Source organism: Chryseobacterium artocarpi (genome assembly GCF_001684975.1).
In the GTDB taxonomy this organism is placed as follows: Bacteria; Bacteroidota; Bacteroidia; order Flavobacteriales; family Weeksellaceae; genus Chryseobacterium; species Chryseobacterium artocarpi.
Genome location: NZ_MAYH01000023.1, coordinates 545,479 through 562,254, shown reverse-complemented (window position 1 = coordinate 562,254; position 16,776 = coordinate 545,479). Strand labels below are relative to the sequence as shown.

The following is a 16,776-nucleotide window of genomic DNA, read 5'->3' as shown; positions in this document are numbered from 1 at the left end:
AAATAAAATTCTAATATGTAAGCAAAACACATTATTTTGAATTCTATAATATCAATAAATTATTCATTCGTGCATTAGTGGCATATCATAATACGATCCTAGCTGAAAATCTTTGATTTTACTGCGCCTTAAAACAAAGTATTCTTTAAAAACTTTGCGATTTCCAACCTAAAAAAGAACTTGATTTCATTATAAATTCTTTCTCAAATATTCCAATGCCTGAATAATCAATTCATCCTTTTTAGCAAAGCTGAACCGAATATAATCAGAGTTTTGTCGGGAGTTATAAAACGCAGACAGTGGAAGACAAGCCACTTTCTTATCAATTGTCAACCATTTTGAAAACTCAATATCCGTCATCGATTTTGATACATTTCTGAAGTTCACCACCTGAAAAACACTGCCTTCTGCTGGTTTTTCGATCTGTAATGGGGTATCTTTCAGTAATTCATTGAAGATATCTCTTTTCCGTTGCATTATTTTTTGATTGGTTTCAGGATCAAATATTTCCAGATACTTTGCCAGAGCATACTGAGCAGGAGCATTAGCACTGTAGGAAATATATTGCTGATGACATCTGAATAAAGCGGTTAATTCTTCGGAAGCAATCATATAGCTAACTTTCCATCCTGAGGTATGAAACATTTTGCCAAAAGAAAAAATACAGAAAGTCCTGTTTTTCAGTTCAGGATGAATAAACGAGCTGTAATGTTCAGTCCCGTCATAGCAATAAGTGTCGTAGATCTCTTCCGAAATCAAGTAAATTTCACGGTCTTTGATAAGCTCATACAATTGATTCCAGTCTTCTTGTTTCCATATTTTTCCGGTAGGATTTTGTGGTGAATTGACAATGATAGCCTTTGTTTTATCAGAAATACATTGTTTAAACAAGTCCCAGTTAATCGTAAAATCAAATTCGAGATCATAATAGACCGGCTTTCCTCCGTTCATGACCACGGCAGGTGCATAAGTATAGTATGAAGGTTGAATGACAATCACTTCATCATCTTGATTTAGAATCGATTTAAGTGCTGTATATAAAGCAAAAGTAGCACAGGGAACAATCGTTATTTCATTTGTCTTTAAAGAAATGCTGTTTTTTCGTTTTACATTAAAATTAATGATGTTATTAATTAATAATGCGTTACCGGCGAGAGGCTCATAATTGTGTGTATCAAGGTCTGCCGATTCTTTTAAGAAAGTTTTTAAACGTTCATCGATGTCAAAATCCGGAAGTCCCAGAGAAAGATCATAGCTTCTATTCTTTACAGCCAACTCAGACATTTCTGTGAAAAAAGAATAATGAGTGAATTCATGAATTTTTTTCATCAATTTTGCATTTGTGTCAAATGTAATAAAAAATCAATAACGATTTGATAGGTTTAGTCTGGTTTGTTGATGAATTGTTTATTTTCTTTAGTGTGGATTTGAGTTTTCTTATTACTGTTCAATGATCATGCAATGTGGAGATGATGAAGTTTTTATTTATTTTAAAACCATGATGGATAAGCATTCGCTATTCTTTAAGTTTTTTATTTTAAGACTCAGGAGTCAATAAAAATTGTTATTTTTAAGAAATTTATTCTGTATGAAAAAACTACTTATTCCGCTATTTGCTATCACTCTAATGACGAGTTGTGGTACAGCTCAGGTTTCTGACGGAGCTTCTCATCCTATTTCTACCAAACACGACAAAGGCTTTACCCACGCTTACAAAATGATTAAAGCAGAGGATCTGAAGAAAAATCTTTATGTAATTGCTTCTGATGAGATGGAAGGTAGAGATACAGGAAGTAAAGGACAGAAAAAAGCTGGGGAATATATTGTTAACTATTATAAAAATCTTGGAATTTCATATCCAAAAGCATTGGGCTCATATTATCAGAAAGTTCCGTCTGACTTTATGAAGAAAAGAGGTGGCGGAAATCTTCCTGATTCGGAAAATATCCTTGCTTTCATTGAAGGAAGTGAAAAACCGGAAGAAATCGTTGTAGTTTCTGCACACTATGACCACGTGGGAACAAGAGGCGGAGTAGTATATAACGGTGCTGATGACGACGGAAGTGGAACCGTAGCTGTAATGGAAATGGCAAAGGCGTTCCAGGAAGCAAAAAATAAAGGAAAAGGTCCTAAAAGATCTGTTTTGTTCCTTCATGTAACCGGTGAAGAGCATGGCTTATTTGGTTCTGAATATTATACTGATAATCCTGTTTTTCCATTGGCAAATACGGTTGTAGACCTTAATATTGATATGATTGGACGTGATGATCCCGCAAACAGAGGTAAACAATATGTTTATGTGATTGGTTCCGATATGCTAAGTACTCAGCTTAAAGTAATCAACGAAGCAGCCAATAAAAGAACCAATAACCTTGAACTGAATTATAAATATGACGATCTTAATGATCCTGAACAATTGTATTACCGTTCAGATCACTATAATTTTGCTAAAAATAATGTTCCTGTAGCATTTTTCTTTGATGGTATCCATGAAGATTACCATAAACCTACGGATGATCCTGAAAAGATTGATTATAACCTGTTGGAAAAGAGAACTCAGCTGATTTTTACGACAGCATGGGATATTGCCAACAGAGCTGAAAGAATAGTTGTAGATAGAAAATAATCTGCGCAATTTTAATTAAGCCTATAAAGATATTTAATGCCACAGATACGCGATTTATTTTAGTGTATTTGTGGCATTTTATAGTTAATTATAGAAGTGTTTATGTTCTTTAACCTTATTTTTGCTACTTAAATTAGTTATTAATGATCTACGCATTTGATAGTTATTATTACGAAGACTACGCGAATACTGTTTGCATTGCATTTGAAGACTGGATGTCTCATCAGGAAATAGAAACTTTTACAGAACAAATTCCTGTGAGTTCAGAATATGAAAGTGGTGCTTTTTATAAAAGAGAATTGCCTTGTATCTTGAGTTTACTGCAAAAGATTGTTTTAAAAGAAGGAGATATTATCATTGTGGATGGCTATGTAACTCTTAATAATGAGGGCAAAATAGGTTTAGGAGGATATCTTTATGAAGCTTTGGATGGAAAATATCCTGTAATCGGAATTGCTAAGAATGAATTTACCACTCCAGATTCTGAAAGGAGAAATGTGCTGCGTGGAGAAAGTAAAACACCATTATTTGTTACAGCTAAAGGAATGAATGTAGATCATGCTAGTCTTAATGTAGAAAAAATGCACGGACCTTTTAGAATTCCTACCTTACTGAAAAAGCTTGATCAGCTGAGTAGGGAGTAAGTGAACATTGATACTTTTCTATTATTTTATTTCAATTTATTTTTTTTATTTTACTTGAAGCAATCAATTAGATTAGTTGCTTTAAATTATTGTATATATGTGTCTTAATTCATATGAATTAAAGCCCTGTTGTTATAACTATTCATAAAATTCTTTGATGAATACTCTTGAATGGTAGTTTTACTTATGTTTTCCATGAAAATTTTTATTACCGGATAGTATTCAGTTAAGCTATTAATATTTATTAATTTAAATGGATTTTGTTTTAGGTTATTAAATTGTAAAATGTTTTAAATTTTATTAAACTGACAAAAATCATTACATTCTTATTTTTATTGATTCTAAATAAATATAAATTTGCCTCAATCAAATTAAGAACTCAATGAAAAAACTATCTACCTTTTCTGCTGTCATTCTCTGCTCATTGATGGAGGCACAATATTGTACGCCGACTTTTCAATACGGAGCTGATAGCAACATGATCACCAATGTCACTTTTGGAAACATCAATAATACCTCACCATTCCAATCCGGGATTACGCCCGACTATGAAGACTTTACTTCGATATCTACAGACTTATTGGCTGGTAATAGCTACCAGATCTCTGTAAAAGGACCATCCAGCTCGTTTCCAAGTGATGTTGTTGTTTTTATAGACTTCAACAGAAACGGAAACTTTGATGATGCTGGAGAGAGTTTTTACATAGGAAAGCTGAATGCGGCAACTCCTGCAAATGCTTTTACCATCAATGGTACCATTAACGTACCTGTCAATGCTTCTTCAGGTCTTACAAGAATGAGAGTGCTTAAAAATAGTAATCTGGCAGCATACTCAGATCCGAATGCTCCAAGTTCAATCAATACAGCATGTGATAATTTAAGAACAGGGCAAACAGAAGATTATACCGTGAATATCACTGGAAATACGGTTGGTTTCCCATCCCCTTATTGCGGAGCTGAAAATGTAACAAGCCTTACAGTAAGTGAAATAACCCGTGTAGATTTTAACGGATTAAGCAATGACAGCTCTATTGATGGAAATGCTGAGACTATTGAAGACTTTACAGGTACCGTTTTTAACGCAAACAGAGGAAATACTTATCCTGTTTCGGTAACGGGAGGAACTCATGGGCAGACAACGGTTTCTGCATATGCTTATATTGATTTTAATCATAATAATCAGTTTGATGCTGATGAAAAATTCAATCTGGGATATCTGGATAATTCAGATCCGGTTTCAGGACATCAATCCGGGATTACTTCCGGAATGATTACAATTCCTGCCAATGCCTTATTAGGAAATACACGTTTAAGAGTAGTAAAAGCTTATGAATCAAATTCCTGGATGGGAACTTTGGAAAATCTTCCATGTCCTTCCGGTTGGTTTATTGGACAGGCAGAAGATTATACAATCAATATTCAGCCGGAAAGTCTTTCAACATCAGAGGTGGCTAAAGATTCTTCAGTGAAAGTAAAAGTATATCCAAATCCTACTACAGGAGCTGTAACGATCAAAATGAAAGAAGGACTGGAGAAGTACGAAATCTATAACATCTCGGGGCAAAAGCTTTCGGAAGGGAATTCTGAAATTGTAAATATGAACAATTTTGTTCCCGGAACTTATCTGATAAAAATTCTTACAAAAGATAAGAAACTGACCACTGAAAAGGTGATCAAAAAGTAAAACACATATCGAATCATATCCATATCAATTTTTGTTTTTTTTTGACCGGCAGATTTTATCTGTCGGTTTTGTTTTGTAAAATATTGAATATTAGTTAGATTCAAGAATGTTCAGAAGATCCTGTTTAGATATTCCCTGAAATTTGCCTCCATCCGTTTTAAGCAGATTCTGAGCCAGTTGGGTTTTCTTTTTCTGCAATGTAAGAATTTTTTCTTCCACTGTATTAGAACAAATCATGCGGACAGCAATCACATTCTTAGTTTGTCCGATACGATAGCTACGGTCAATAGCTTGATTTTCTGTGGCAGGATTCCACCAGGGATCGATCAGGTAAATATAATCTGCCTGAGTAAGATTAAGCCCTACACCTCCGGCTTTTAAGCTTATTAAAAACACACGGATATTTTCATTGTTCTGAAAATTAGCAACCTTTTCACCCCTGTCTTTAGTTTGTCCTGTGAGATATTCAAAAGGAATTCCGTGGCGTTCAAGTTCCGGTTTCAACAAATCAAGCATCCCCACAAACTGTGAAAATACCAGAATTTTATGATCTTTGGATTTTCCGAGGATCTGCTCCATTAGAATTTCAATTTTTACAGCGTTTTCCCCTGAATATCCCTCTTTAATCAGTGCAGGTGAGTTACAGATCTGTCTAAGCCTTGTAAGCCCTGTAAGAACGTGCATACTGTTTTTGTTAAGATCATCGTCGTCATTAGCAGCAATAAATTCACGAAGTTCCTTTTCATAAGCGTCGTATATTTTGCGCTGTTCGGAATTCATTTCACAGTAAATCACAGTTTCCGTTTTTTCCGGAAGTTCTTTGGCAACCTGCTTTTTGGTTCTTCGAAGGATAAATGGTTTTATTTTTTGCTGAAGTTCCATTGCGCGTTTGCTGTACTCAAACTTATCAATAGGAATGGCATAAATATCTTTAAAAGACTGTTTGCTTCCTAATAACCCGGGACAGGCAAATGAAAGCTGGCTATAAAGGTCAAATGTGCTGTTTTCTATAGGCGTTCCTGTTAATACAAATCTGTTTCTTGATTGAAGGAGACGTGCCGCTTTATATCTTTCTGAATTTGGATTTTTAATGGTTTGAGATTCATCAAGGAAAACATAATTGAAGTGGAATGTTTTTAGGAATTTAATATCCGAAAGAAGCATTCCATAGCTGGTAATAACCACTTCATAATCTCCGAAATGAGCTGCCGACTTTAGACGATCTGCACCATAATGCAATAATACTTTGATAGACGGAGCGAACCTGCTGACCTCATCCTGCCAGTTGAAAAGAAGGGAAGTAGGAACTACAACAAGATTGGTTGTATATCCTCGTTTCTCCCTCTGAGAAAGGATAAAAGCTATGATTTGTAATGTTTTTCCTAATCCCATATCATCTGCAAGACAACCTCCGAAGTTATAATCATCAAGAAAATTAAGCCAATTGAGTCCTTCATGTTGGTAATCTCTTAGTTCTGCATGTAACTCAGTCGGAATATTTACTTCAGAAATTTTTTTGTCTGTGGAAAACGCTGAGGAATACGTTGATATTTCATTCTGTATTTCAGTGCTCAATACTTCTTTCTCGAAAAGCGAAGAAACCTCAGTAAAGTTGATCTTTGGAATTTTTAATAGTTCTTCATCTATTTCTCCAGCCTGGAAATAAGCAGAAATCTTATCTATCCACTCTTCAGGAAGGATTCCAAGGGTTCCGTCGTCCAATTGTATGAACTTACTCTTGTTTCTTATCGTTCTGTGCAGTTGTTTAAGAGTAGCATCCTTTTGTCCGAAACTTACTTTTAGTTTAGCATTAAACCAGTCCAATCCGCTGGTAATCTGAATATTGATTTTAGCACGATGAGAGTTTAGCTTATTGTTTTTAAGTTCATTAAACCCAAGGATGACAATTCCTTCGTTTCTCCATGTTTCAAATGCTTCAAGAAACCAATTGTTATCCAGAAACTTATCTCTGTGAAGATAAAAATATTGATAGCCATCCATTTGCTCTTCAAAATCAGGATGCTGTTTCATCACCAGAGAAGTGAAGCGTGCTTCTGCGGCATCATTTCTTTCTATTTTGAATACATTTCCGTTCTGGTCTGTATCAAAAATTTGCTTTCTGGAATATACGGGAACTTCAACTTCTCCGTATTTCATGACGGGTGTAATTCCAATATAATTTTCCTGCTGACGAAGGTAAATCACATTTTCAACCTGATAATTCTTGTCTTTAAGTTGTGCTTTCGTTGCGGGTTGTATGTAGCTGTAATTGATGTGAATATGTTCTTCAATATTAGCTAAAATATTGGTCATGAAATCTTCATATTTGGACGAATGAACCAATAAGATTTCATTATTTGACTTAAAGAATTTAATTATTCTAAGTAGGTTAGGGTGATCTACAAGGCTGAAAGTGTTTGAGTTATATACAAAATATTCATTTCTGATAATTATATTTTTAAAGGGGACAGAAGTATCGTTAAATAGTAGTTCTCCTGTTATTTCATAAAATGGATCTTTCTTAAATACAGATAGTTGTATCTCTGCATCTAAAGTGTTAAGTGTAATGGGGAGTAATGACTTAGAAGAGGCTGTTTCTGCAATATCCCGGTCGTGATAATAGACATCCAGTCCCAAAGGATTTTTTGCAATAAGCTTTAATGCTTCCAGCTCTGCAGCGTTATAATCTTCATTATAATTGTTCTGAAAAGAAGTAATTGCTGTGTAGAATTTGATCTCCTGAGGCATTTCTGCTTTCCAGATCAGTTGCATGGCATCTACAGCGTTTACCGGATTTTTAATCTTACCGGTTTGAGTGATTTCCGCTTCCATGAGAGAAAAGACAAGATGATTATAATAACGGTGTTTTCCGATAACCAAAATCTGTTTTTTTCCGGTTTCAAGAGCTGCAAGTTCATCCAGTTTAGAGGGAAGCTGGGGAAGGAGATCTCTTTTAAGCATAAGATCATCCATAGGCAGCATTTCTTTGATTCTTGGTGAAATTTCAAGCTTTTGATTTACCCATTCCAGTTGGAAATAAGTATCTAAATCAGGTTCGTTTTCCAGACCATAAGCTTTTGCCTTAGGAATCAACATTTTCCGGCGAAGTGTATCATCAAAAAAGATCAGAAAATTTTTGTCCTCAAGAATGCAGTGAATGATTTCTGCCTGATGCGAGCAAAGCTTGTCTTTAGGATGATTACAGGTGCATGAGCAAAGCAGAGTATTATTTATTCGGCTGATGGTAACCATCGGAAATTCCTGTAAAGAATTTTTGGTAAATATTCCTGTATTGATTTCAATATTAACCGGATAAATATCACGAAAGTCCTTGACAGCAACAAATGAACTTTCTGTAGTATGCTTTAACAGATCATATACGGAAAGTGTGCTGATATTGATGTTTTCAAGGATGTATTCTGCCATAAAAATTGATAGAGGCAAAACTACGAAAAACAAGTGAATGATACATGATTTTGTAGGTAAAGGCTGTTCGTAGAGTAAACAACGCATTCGGTAGATAAAAGATATTTCCTTTGATGGAGAATTCTTAATTTTAATATGAAAATTTGAACCAAACCTTAAACCAAAATAATATGAAAAAGTTAAACTTTATTGTATTCCTGATGGTCGGAAAAATGGCTTATGGACAGCCTTCGATACCAAGATCTGGTGTAGACCATATTAATACCACGATTTCATTAAAGTCAGAGGATGTGACCGGAACTTCTATCACAGCCGGTCCTTCCGGAGCGAATATTACCTGGGATTTCTCAGCATACACAGGAACTAATGCTATGGATTTTGTAACCAATATGTGCCCGGGACAAGCTAATTGTTTCAGGTTTCCGGGAGCGAACAGAATCACGAAACCAAATTCTATGGATACACATGATTTTAATATCATGACAGATACTGAGGCTACAATGATAGGATCTTATTCCGGACCGGCATTGGGAGATGTGACGGTAACTTATGTTAATCCCCTGATTGAATACAAATTTCCAATTACTTATATGCAACAGTTTGATGATACATATGAGTTTAACAGCGTTTCAACGGCAATAGGAAACACCAATGAAACGGGGCAGGTAAGCTATACCGTAGATGGCTATGGAACGGTAATAACGCCTAAAGGAACGTATCCAAATGTTTTGAGGATAAAAAGAATGAGAACGGCAACTCAAACGATTTTCAGTACTCCTATACCTATGACGGCAACTTATACGAATGAATCTTATCAGTGGGTAAGCCAATCGGCAGGCACTGTATTTAGCTTTGCTATTAACACTTTTGTTCTTCAGGGAAATACAAATGTTGCGAAAACGATCTCTTATTTAGATTCCGATGTGTTGTCAACAGTTGATTTGAGTAATCAAAAATCGACGATTTCACTGTATCCTAACCCAAGTTCAGATATTGTTACTTTATCGTCAAAAGAAGCTGTTAAAAAGGTTTTGATCACGACTTTGGAAGGGAAAGTTGTTTTAACGGTTGAGAATTCCAGAAATATTGATATTTCAAAGCTGCCTAAAGGAGTATATCTGCTTCAGGGAGAATTAAAAGATGGAACCTCTGTATCAAAGAAAATTATAAAAAAATAGGTGGGTTTGTACAGAAACACAAAAAACATGTTTCTGTAGTGGTTTTTCACAGAATATGTGTGAATGTTATGATCAGGCGTAAGGTTATTCAACTTCTCCGCCTGATTTTTTTATTCTAATTTTAGAATATTTAGCTTATGTTTTCAATAGAATCAATTTGCCATTGATTTTTTTTACTCAGGGTGTACCTGTATGTCATGCCGCAGTTTTTCAAATGGAATTCTACGAAACATTGCTGACTGTTGATCTGTTTTACAGTGAACTTTATATTTTCAATATTTTTCAGATCAGATTGGTAATCTTCCTGAGTTTTAAAGAAATAATCATAATCAAAACCGAATGGAGGTCCGTCGTTAGCAGGGTCTTTTTTGAAATGGTCGTCACCTTTTACATAATTTTGTTTGTAATCTGACAGGAATTTTTGGGAAAACAGATTGCTTCTTTCCATGAATCTGATTTCTTTTTCTACCGCGTCAAAATCTACATAATAATTTTCCGGAGCTTCATTTTCTTCAAGAATTCCACCTTTTATCGTATTGAAATTGTATAGTTTTTCCTCATTATCTCTGTACCATTTCAAGAAAGATTTTACTGTTTCAATTTGGGAATTATCTTGTGTTTCTTGATGAGAGTTATTGGTATTTTGTTGTTTTATAGTGTCTTGAATGATATTTTTCGGGAGTGTTTCTTGCTTTTTGCAATGTAAAAATAATAAGCAAACAGTAGACAACAAAAGTGTTTTTCTTGGCATAAATAGTTTTTTCTGTACTCAAAATTACAAAAAACTCACTAAGACTCTATCTTTAACCTATGGTCTTCTGCTTATTTTCTGATCTTATAATTTTCTCTGTATGTATTGGCAGTGATTCCTGTACAGCGTCTGAAATAACGGCAAAAAAGGGAAGAATCTACAAATTGTAACTGATTACTGACTTCCTTGATAGAAAGCGAGGTTGTTTTGAGAAGTTCCTTGGCATACTTTATAACGATATAGCTGATCCATTGCTTGATCGGTTTTCCGGTTTCTTTTTTGATAAGGCTGCTTAAATATTGCGGTGAAAGATGTAACTGGTTAGAATAGAATAATACGCTTCTCTGAAGATGTCCATGTTCATTGAGTAATTCAAAAAAACGTTCAATAATATCCTGACTTCTGGTTTGTAAGAGACTATTGTTCTTAATGACCGGGAGATAAAGTTTTGAAACAAGTTCAAGAAGAGCATAAAGAAGATATTGTACAGATTCCGGAGTGCTTTCTTCTTTAATTCTTGAGTTGTAATCCTGTATGAGTTTCACGGTAGACCAGATAAGTTTTTTTGCTGCGTTTTCTACCTGTATTGCTGGGTTGAATTTAATTTCGTCACTCGCCAAAAGAACTGTTAGAAAACTGTAGGTGCTGATAAAGTCCAGGGAAATATAGAAAACCGAAAGTTCCAGATCGTCACTACAGGAAACGTTTTCCAGATCTGTATCCGGGAGAAGCATGATCACAGCATAATCATCTATGTGAAAAGGAAGTCCGTTGATGTGCAGATTCAGTTTGCCTGCTGATACGAAACAAAGCAAGAGTTTATTAAGCTTAGTGCTTCTTTTTTGAAATTCTGCAATTTCATCAGCTTTATATTTTTCAATATATAATCCTTCAAATTTTGGCTTAATATCTATCATTTCACAGGTGGATGGCTTCTTGGTGGGCGTTTAAAGTTTGATAATAATATTTCCTCATCAACTTTCGGACAAATGTAAGCAGTTAATTTTTCTTTTTAAAAGCGTTGTTTAAAATGGAATATAAAATAGCAAAAATGGAATATCTTTTATTGGAAGAGTGTGCCTAACTTCGCAGCGGAAATTTTAATCATATACTGTTGTCATGCACGATAAAGAATCATTTAATGCCAAAATGCCTAGCGCTTGTTTTTTACTTTTTTTTGCTCACGGACTTGTTTTTTCTTCCTGGGCAAGCCGTATTCCTATCATTAAAAATGCTCTTTCCATCAATGAAGCAGAGTTAGGAACACTTCTTCTTCTGATGCCTATTGGGCAGTTGTCCACAATGGTTTTGTCAGGGAAAATGATCAGTAAATATGGAAGCAGTAGGGTTATTAAATATTGTTTTTTACTGTATCCTGCTTTTCTTTTATTGATTGGGCTTGCTCCTTCTTACTGGATTTTGGGCGTTGTCTTATTCTTCTTCGGTGTTTTTGGAAATCTTTGCAATATTGCGGTCAATACGCAGGCAATCGAAATAGAATCAATAACTAAAAGGACATTGCTTTCATCTTATCATGGTGCCTGGTGTTTCGCTGGATTGATTGGTGCGGTTGTAGGTTTGCTCGTGATCAACTTAAAAATGGAAACATTTCCTCATTTTGTACTTATTTTTATCCTCGTTACGCTGATCTGGTTATACAGTAGAAATCATCTGACAAATATTATTCATAAAACCGAGCCGAATACGCGATCTATTTTTAAATCGGTAAACCCTACATTGGTAGGATTGGGAATCATTGGTTTTTTGAGTATGGCTATTGAAGGTGCGATGTTTGACTGGAGCGGTGTCTATTTTCAAACGATAGTGAAAGCCCCGGAAAATCTTGTTATATTGGGATATACAAGTTTTATTTTAATGATGACTTTAGGTAGATTCGTTGGGAATCGTATTATTGAAAAATATGGGAAAAGAACGGTTTTACAGTGTTGTGGTATGATGATGAGCGCAGGACTTTTCCTGAGTATTTTCTTTCCTGAACTATGGATTTGTGTTATTGCATTTATGATTGTCGGGTTGGGAGGATCTTTAAGCGTACCTTCAGTTTACAGTACTATTGGAAAAGTAAATACAGTAGCGCCGAGTATTGCATTATCATTTGTATCCAGTATTTCGTTCTTAGGCTTTTTGATAGGTCCTCCGTTAATTGGATATATTGCGGAAGCTTTTGATCTTAGATATTCTTATGGACTTTTTGCCTGTTTCGGAATTTTATTGACCTTTATGGCTGGAAAGATGGCTGTTTTTAGAAATAAATAGTAAATTAGAAATAAACGGACTGTTTTTAGAATTTTGATGCTCTAAAAACAGTCCGTATTGTATTATATCCAGTTTTCTACAAGATGGAACCACAATGCTTTTTCTGCATTTAAAACAAAAACAGCTGAAGATTTTCGTCTGTTTGTCACGTCTTCTGTAGTCTGAATTTCAGTATAGGTTGCCAATCCATGATGTTCAGAGTGATGAATCTGGATGTTTTCAATTTGTACACTTCGTTCAGGGAACTTTCCGAATACAGTGGGAAGCCATTCTGAAAACATTGATAAAGTTGCTGTATTTCCGTCTCCATTTATCATTTTGAAATCAGGAGAGAATCCTGAAAGAATTTTTTTAAATAAAGCTTCCTGATCCTTTTCATTACCGCGAAACCATTTTTCAATATTCTCACAAAATTCATTTAATTCTTTGGTGATTTTTTCTGTGTTGTTCATAGATTTAAAAATTATAGTATTTTTTATTGTTTGTAAAGATTAGCCGTTAATATATTTTCCCAGTTTGCTGTTTCCCCATATTCCAATAATCTGAATAACCCCAATAAATCCAATTGCGAATGCAAAAGCTTGTGAAAAACCAAGGGTTTCAATCAGATTGAAGAATAAGGTTCCTGCTAAAACACCTCCCGTTACACTTCCTATCTGCATTCCGATGCTTACCAGACCAGATGCCTGTCCTGCCTTTTCTTTTGTGGTAAAAGTGATTGCTGTACGCATCATGACCGGCATAATGGTTCCATGTCCTAATCCTGCCATGAATAAAGTAAGATGACTTATGAAAGACGGTTTTCCCTGAAAGTGAAAGATCAATGCTGTAAAAATAAAGCCCCCCATTAAGAGTAAAAGACCAATATAGATCAGTTTATGAGGTGAAAGTTTTACTTTAGAAACAATCAAAGGTCCCAGGAAAAAGGCAAGCCCATAAGGGATAATAGCAAGTCCTGTCTGCATAGAGGTTTGATGTAAAAACTGTTGTAAATAATAAGGATAACAAATAAACAAACCTGCCGTAAAATTGTAAAAAAAGAGGATTAAAAGACATAATGCAAAGGGCTTATGTTGTAATAATGTCGGATCCACGAGTATCGGTTGATTATTTTTCAACAGATTCATTTCATATCTTAAAAAGATAGTCAATAAAAATGCACCCATCAGCATAATACCAAATAACCACAATGTCCAATGGTATTTCTGTCCGAAAATAATTGGGAATATCAGCATTAATAATGAAATAATTAGTAGTAAAGAGCCTTTAAGATCAATTCCTGAATTCCTTTCCTTATGATTGTTATCCATAGTAAAGTGAATTCCTGTGATGCAGAGAATCGTAACAGGAACATTCACAAGGAATACCATTTCCCATGAAAAACTTCCCCAATGCATACTGAGAAGTAACCCACCAAGAAGTTGCCCAATTACAGAAGCAAGTCCAAATACAGAGCTGAAAAGACTTACCGCTTTAGGCTGTTCCTGACTATTGAAAAGAACCTTTATAGATGCCAAAACCTGAGGGGCAAGTAATGATGCTCCGATTCCCTGAAACATTCTCGCTATGATAAACCATGTAACTGTAGGAGAGAAAGCACATGCAAGAGAGGAAAATAAGAAAGTGTAAAGCCCTAATGTGAAAATTTTTTTCCGTCCGTAAAGATCCCCAAGTCTTCCGCCACAGACCACAAGCGCGGCATAAGTAAGCCCATAGATAGCAACTACCATTTGCAACTGATGATCATTTGCTTTGAAAGCATTCTTGATAGAAGGGAGTGCCATATTCACAATAAAATAATCCAATGGTGAAAGAAAAGCTCCGGCAATTAAGAAATTGAGCGCCTGCCATCGTTTTGGATAAGTGTTCATAATTTTTTTATGCAAAATTAACCTCTGTACATTCTGGTAAAATTGTACTTTTGGAGGAAAATATAGTGTTCATATGAAAGGATTACATCTTGAAGGGATAAAAGTGAAGGAAATAGAGCTTGCAGGAGAAAAAATTGTCTTCAATACAAAGTCATTTCTTTCATTTGTCTATATTGTTAAAGGTAAAGGTGAATTGCTGTATGACGAAAGGAATATTGAGTTTACAGAAAGAAAGCTTTTTATTATTCCGCAGCAGCAGTCTTATTGTTTTGAAAGTGAAGATGCCGCTTTGATCAGCATTGAATGTCCTATTGAGTTTATTGATAAAATCCGTTTGGAAGCAGACCGCATTGAAAGTTGTGAAAATCTATATAAACTACAATACATCAGCAATAATTACCACGCCCGTGCCGGATGTGTTTTCAGAAACAAGAATGATGAAGATTTTGCAGAGACGCTTATTCTTCAGATTTCCAGAGAGTTTAAAAATAGAGCAGAGGATTATCTTATTATCCGAAATTGTATTTCTATTCTTCTTAACCTCATTGCGCGAAATATCATTCAAAGCGAAACTTCAGATTTACAGGAAAATAGAAAGGCTTTCTCTATTATGAAGATTATCACTTATATTCAACAAAATATAAAGGATAGAGAAAAGACAGGAATTCAGACTATTGCAGATCATTTTGGAATTTCAGGGAATTATTTCGGGGAATATTTTAAGCAGCAAACAGGTGTTTCCTATCAAGATTACTTGTTGGATTATAGAATGAAGCTGGTAGAAACATATCTGAAATACAGCAGTGTTCGGCTTAGTGAGATTGCTTATGAGCTCCAGTTCAGTGATGAAAGCCATCTTTCCAAGCTTTTTAAGAAATATAGAGGGATTACACCCGGAGAATTCAGAAAGAGAAATAAATAAAAGAGTAGTTGTAAAAGCTATTCTTTTTTTGTTTTTATAAGCTGTTGATTTTTATGATTTTAAATTAATTGGTAAATAATATAATTAACTATATAGTTGACTATGTATTTTTTATATATTTACATTAAATATTTTTAAGATGGATTTTGACTTTATTAAAGAATTAGGATACAAAGCATTGGATAGCAGACTAAAAAGGATCAGCGACCGGATGTCACACGATGTAAGGAAATTCTATAAGGAGTTTGGTGTAGATGTAGAACCGAACTGGTATCTCGTTTTTATGTTACTGCAAAAAAGAGGAGAAATCTCTATTACAGATATTGCTGAACCATTGGGATATTCTCATCCGTCTGTGGTGGTGATAATAAAGAAAATGACAGAGAAAGGCTATCTCATGATCACAAAAGATAAGACAGATAAACGAAAGCAGATGATTTCACTTTCTCCCAAAGCTATAGAAATGCTTCCTCAGCTGGAAAAGATCTGGGATAGTTGTGAAAAAGCTATTTTAAAATTATTAGCAGAGGACCTGTCTGTTTTTTCTTATTTGGATGCTATAGATCAGGAGCTGAAAAATGAATCTTTCCATCATCGTTTTAAAAATGAATATTTAAAATCAATATAATATGAAAACACTTTTTCTTGCTACTGCATTATTGTTTTCCAGTCTTATGGTTTCTGCTACAGAGACGAAGGTGATGATCAGAGCAAAAGCAAAGGATGCTAAGTTTATTGGAAGTTCTCTTGGTGGAGCTCATATCATTATCAGAAATAAGCTGAATCAACAGATTTTGGCAGAAGGAAATACTACCGGAAGTACAGGAAACACAGATTTGATCATGAAAACGCCTAAGGTAAGAGGAAACTCAATTGCTGATGAGCAAACGGGAGGTTTTTTGGCAACCGTAGACATTGATGAGCCTACATTTGTAACCATAGAAGCGATTTCTCCACTAAATAATAAACAAGCGCAAGCTGTTGTAAGCACAGAAATGTGGCTGATCCCCGGAAAAAATATCGTAGGAGAAGGGATTATTCTTGAAATCCCTGGATACATTATTGATATTCTGAAGCCCAGAACTCATCAATATATCGGATTGAATACGATCAAAAATAAACCATTCCTGTTTCAGGCAAATGTTGTGATGATGTGCGGTTGTGTGATCGAAAAAGGAGGTGTCTGGAATTCTGATGAGATTGAAGTGAAAGGGATCTTGAAGAAAGACGGAAAGTTTATTAAGAATGTTGATATGTCATGGGTTTCCACTAATCTATTTGAAGGAAGTGATGTTATTACTACAGCTGGAAATTATGAACTTATTTTATATGCTTATCATGCAAAAACAGGAAATACAGGTGTAGATAAGGTAAACTATGTGATTTTTGATTAAGGA

Annotated in this window: 14 protein-coding genes; 8 read left to right on the top strand and 6 right to left on the bottom strand. The window is 34.8% G+C overall.

Features of this window, described 5'->3' with window-relative positions; translation table 11 throughout:
* Nucleotides 1-189: 189 nt before the first annotated feature.
* Nucleotides 190-1,329, bottom strand: coding sequence for an aminotransferase class I/II-fold pyridoxal phosphate-dependent enzyme (locus tag BBI01_RS10595; RefSeq protein WP_065394628.1), 1,140 nt, complete (start codon nucleotides 1,327-1,329; stop codon nucleotides 190-192).
* A gap of 259 nt (nucleotides 1,330-1,588) precedes the next feature.
* Between BBI01_RS10595 and BBI01_RS10590 the strand changes: the two genes are divergently transcribed.
* The 3 genes from BBI01_RS10590 to BBI01_RS10580 all read left to right on the top strand — a co-directional run bounded on the left by BBI01_RS10590 (nucleotide 1,589) and on the right by BBI01_RS10580 (nucleotide 4,954).
* On the top strand, nucleotides 1,589-2,626 hold the full coding sequence (locus tag BBI01_RS10590; RefSeq protein WP_065394627.1) for a M28 family metallopeptidase: 1,038 nt from the start codon (nucleotides 1,589-1,591) through the stop codon (nucleotides 2,624-2,626).
* Between the two features lie 143 nt (nucleotides 2,627-2,769).
* Entirely contained in the window at nucleotides 2,770-3,270 is a 501-nt protein-coding gene (locus BBI01_RS10585) for an endonuclease V (RefSeq protein WP_065394626.1), read from the top strand.
* A gap of 382 nt (nucleotides 3,271-3,652) precedes the next feature.
* A complete protein-coding gene (locus tag BBI01_RS10580) occupies nucleotides 3,653-4,954 on the top strand; it encodes a T9SS type A sorting domain-containing protein (protein WP_083190073.1) in 1,302 nt (433 codons plus the stop codon).
* A gap of 90 nt (nucleotides 4,955-5,044) precedes the next feature.
* Here BBI01_RS10580 and BBI01_RS10575 read toward each other — a convergent pair whose 3' ends face one another.
* Nucleotides 5,045-8,380, bottom strand: a complete 3,336-nt coding sequence (locus BBI01_RS10575; RefSeq protein WP_065394624.1) for a DEAD/DEAH box helicase — start codon at nucleotides 8,378-8,380, stop codon at nucleotides 5,045-5,047.
* A 170-nt stretch (nucleotides 8,381-8,550) separates the two neighbouring features.
* On the opposite strand from BBI01_RS10575, the gene BBI01_RS10570 reads away from it, so the two are divergent.
* The gene (locus tag BBI01_RS10570; protein ID WP_065394623.1) at nucleotides 8,551-9,558 is read left to right on the top strand and encodes a T9SS type A sorting domain-containing protein; all 1,008 of its coding nucleotides are present in this window, start codon (nucleotides 8,551-8,553) and stop codon (nucleotides 9,556-9,558) included.
* A 130-nt stretch (nucleotides 9,559-9,688) separates the two neighbouring features.
* On the opposite strand, the gene BBI01_RS10565 is transcribed toward BBI01_RS10570, so the two are convergent.
* Both BBI01_RS10565 and BBI01_RS10560 read right to left on the bottom strand, forming a co-directional pair.
* Nucleotides 9,689-10,309, bottom strand: coding sequence for a hypothetical protein (locus tag BBI01_RS10565; RefSeq protein ID WP_065394622.1), 621 nt, complete (start codon nucleotides 10,307-10,309; stop codon nucleotides 9,689-9,691).
* A gap of 71 nt (nucleotides 10,310-10,380) precedes the next feature.
* Nucleotides 10,381-11,226, bottom strand: coding sequence for a helix-turn-helix domain-containing protein (locus BBI01_RS10560; RefSeq protein WP_228393981.1), 846 nt, complete (start codon nucleotides 11,224-11,226; stop codon nucleotides 10,381-10,383).
* 202 nt (nucleotides 11,227-11,428) lie between these two features.
* Here BBI01_RS10560 and BBI01_RS10555 point away from each other — a divergent pair, with 202 nt between their 5' ends.
* Nucleotides 11,429-12,586, top strand: coding sequence for an MFS transporter (locus BBI01_RS10555; protein ID WP_065394621.1), 1,158 nt, complete (start codon nucleotides 11,429-11,431; stop codon nucleotides 12,584-12,586).
* A 62-nt stretch (nucleotides 12,587-12,648) separates the two neighbouring features.
* Here BBI01_RS10555 and BBI01_RS10550 read toward each other — a convergent pair whose 3' ends face one another.
* The gene (locus BBI01_RS10550; RefSeq protein ID WP_065394620.1) at nucleotides 12,649-13,038 is read right to left on the bottom strand and encodes a hypothetical protein; all 390 of its coding nucleotides are present in this window, start codon (nucleotides 13,036-13,038) and stop codon (nucleotides 12,649-12,651) included.
* A gap of 39 nt (nucleotides 13,039-13,077) precedes the next feature.
* Complete coding sequence (locus BBI01_RS10545) at nucleotides 13,078-14,457, bottom strand: MFS transporter (RefSeq protein ID WP_065394619.1); 1,380 nt, start codon at nucleotides 14,455-14,457, stop codon at nucleotides 13,078-13,080.
* A 73-nt stretch (nucleotides 14,458-14,530) separates the two neighbouring features.
* Between BBI01_RS10545 and BBI01_RS10540 the strand changes: the two genes are divergently transcribed.
* From BBI01_RS10540 to BBI01_RS10530, 3 genes are all read left to right on the top strand, one after another.
* The gene (locus BBI01_RS10540) at nucleotides 14,531-15,379 is read left to right on the top strand and encodes an AraC family transcriptional regulator (RefSeq protein ID WP_065394618.1); all 849 of its coding nucleotides are present in this window, start codon (nucleotides 14,531-14,533) and stop codon (nucleotides 15,377-15,379) included.
* Between the two features lie 139 nt (nucleotides 15,380-15,518).
* A complete protein-coding gene (locus tag BBI01_RS10535) occupies nucleotides 15,519-16,007 on the top strand; it encodes a MarR family winged helix-turn-helix transcriptional regulator (RefSeq protein ID WP_065394617.1) in 489 nt (162 codons plus the stop codon).
* Nucleotide 16,008: 1 nt separating this feature from the next.
* Nucleotides 16,009-16,773 (top strand): hypothetical protein, encoded by a 765-nt coding sequence (locus BBI01_RS10530; RefSeq protein WP_065394616.1) that lies wholly within the window; start codon nucleotides 16,009-16,011, stop codon nucleotides 16,771-16,773.
* Nucleotides 16,774-16,776: the final 3 nt, after the last annotated feature.